Source organism: Actinomycetota bacterium (assembly GCA_036280995.1).
Taxonomy (GTDB): Bacteria; Actinomycetota; CALGFH01; order CALGFH01; family CALGFH01; genus CALGFH01.
The window spans coordinates 1-2,303 of sequence record DASUPQ010000657.1 but is presented as its reverse complement, the minus strand read 5'-3'; the positions used below and the strand labels follow the sequence as shown (position 1 = coordinate 2,303).

At 72.9% G+C, this 2,303-nt stretch carries 3 protein-coding genes; 1 reads left to right on the top strand and 2 read right to left on the bottom strand.

All coding sequences use genetic code 11. The features are described 5' to 3' along the window. The coding region (locus VF468_22495; protein HEX5881059.1) for a transposase at positions 1-505 on the top strand (505 nt) is incomplete at its 5' end. Between the two features lie 25 nt (positions 506-530). Here VF468_22495 and VF468_22490 read toward each other — a convergent pair. Further along, a complete protein-coding gene (locus VF468_22490) occupies positions 531-1,526 on the bottom strand; it encodes an SRPBCC family protein (protein HEX5881058.1) in 996 nt (331 codons plus the stop codon). Between the two features lie 93 nt (positions 1,527-1,619). Then, positions 1,620-2,303: NAD(P)/FAD-dependent oxidoreductase (locus tag VF468_22485; GenBank protein HEX5881057.1), on the bottom strand; the 684-nt coding region annotated here is incomplete at its 5' end.

Below are 2,303 nucleotides of genomic sequence, written 5' to 3'. Positions count from 1 at the left end.
GTCGGCCAACCGCGCCAAGGCCCGCGTGCGGGTCGCGACCGCGCACCGGAAGGTCCGCGACCGGCGGGCCGATCACCACCACAAGCTCGCCCTTCGGCTGATCCGCGAGAACCAAGTGGTCGCCGTCGAGGAGTTGTGTGTGGCCGGGCTTGGACGTACCCGCCTGGCCAAGAGCGTCCACGACGCCGGATGGGCAACCTTGGTCCGGCTGCTGGAGGACAAGGCCGGCCAGCACGGGCGCCGGGTCGTCAAGATCGGTCGCTGGGAGCCGACCTCGCAGATCTGCTCGGCCTGCCGGCACCGGGACGGCCCCAAGCCGCTCGGCATCCGCGCCTGGGCCTGCCAGGCATGCGGGGTCGTCCACGACCGCGACGCCAACGCGGCCCGCAACATCCTCGTCGCCGCCGGGCTGGCGGAGACACAAACCGCCTGTGGAGGCAGTGTCAGCCCAGGGCAACCCCTGGCAGTTGCCAGTGAAGCAGGAACCCACCGAGGCGCCGCATGAGCGGCGCGGCAGGAATCCCCACCGTTCACGGCGGGGAAGAGGTCAACAGGTCCCAGAAGTCGGCCGCGCGCGTCGGAGGGTCGAAGCCGGGCCGGGCCTGCTCGTCGGGGTGGAACAGCAGCTCGGACACGACCGTGGTCTCCCCCGGCCTGTGCGGCCACAGGGTGAAGGCGGCCACGTGGTCGGCGGACAGGCTCAGCATCAGGTTCGGGTACACCAGCTCGCCCTTGTGGCGGGTGCGCTCGTCGTCGTCCAGGCCGGGGAACGGCGCCCGGTCGCTCTGGCCGGTGGCCGTGAACGTCCAGGCGCCCTCGCGGTGGGGGACGCCCCGGTCCCAGTCCAGCCCGGCCCCGCCGCGCTTGAACGCGGGTACGACCCGGCACAGCTCGGGATGGACGCCGGCGCAGTGGTAGCACTCGTTGTAGTTCTCGGCGACCAGCTTCCAGTTGGCCCCGACCCGGTAGACGAGCCGCCGCCCGACCGCCAGCTCCTCCAGCGGGTAGCGGCGCAGCCGCTCGGGCACGGGGCCCAGCTGGTCGGCCAGGGGCCCGGCCTCGGCCGGAGTCAGGTGCAGGAACACGAACCCGCCCCATGTCGCCACCCCCACCGGGTGGAGCCCGAAGGCCTGCTGGTCGAAGCCGTCGATCTCCTCGCTCCAGGGAGCCTTGAGCAGGTCGCCCTCCAGCCGGTAGGTCCAGGAGTGGTAGGGGCAGCGCAGCGACCCGGCCTTGCGGGCCGGGCCGGCCGGGGGGCCACCCGGGGTGGCGGGCGGGCACGGCACCACCTGGGAGCCGCGGTGGCGGCAGACGTTGTAGTGGGCCCGCAGCTCCCCCGCCCGGGTCCGGACCAGCAGGACGCTCTCGCCGGCGACGTCGACCACCACGAGCGATCCCGGCCGCTCGACCTGGTCGGCCCGTCCGGCGCAGAACCAATCACCGAAGAGGAGCCGCTCACGTTCCCGCCGGAAGGCGGCCTCGTCGAGGTAGTAGGATGCGGGCAGGGCGCGCTCCAGGCCGGCCAAGACCGCTCACCTCCTGGACTTGGGCCCCCGGGCGGGAGGGTAGCCGACCGGGGGAGGGAGTTCTCCGGGGTTGTCCACACCCCCCAGGGGAGCTCAGCCAGAGCGGGTCGGGATCGGGAGGCGGGCGCGGACCTTCTGGCGCCGCTCGTCCTTGCGGCGGTCCTTTTCGATCTGGCGGACCACGTTGCGCCCGGGGATGCCGGTGACGCCGCCGCCGCCGTGGGTGGCCGACCCGGCCTGGTAGAGGCCGCGGACGGGGGTGCGGTAGTCGGCGTAGCCGGCGGCCGGGCGGGTGTGGAACAGCTGGCTGGCCGACAGCTCGCCGTGGAAGATGTTCCCCCCGACCAGCCCGTACTCGTGCTCCATCTGGTAGGGACCGATCACCTGGCGGAACAGGATCGAGTCGGTGAACCCGGGGGCGACCCGCTCCATGCGGGCCACCACCCGGTCGGCGTGGGCCTCCAGCTCCTCGCCCATCGGCTTGCCGGCCCAGGTGTGCGGCACCCACTGGGTGAACATCGAGACGATGTGGTGGCCCTCGGGGGCCAGGGTCTTGTCGAACACCGAGGGGATGCAGACGTCGGCGAACGGCAGTGCCGAGGGCCGGCCGGCGGCCGCGTCCTGGAAGGCGCCCTCCATGTCGTCCAGCGACTCGGCGAGGACGATGGTGCCGCCGTTGATCTCCGGGTCGAACTCGGGCCGGCAGGTGAAGCGGGGCAGCCGGTCTGTGGCCAGGTTGACCTTGACGGTGCCGCTGCGGGTCCTCCAGCGCTCGAT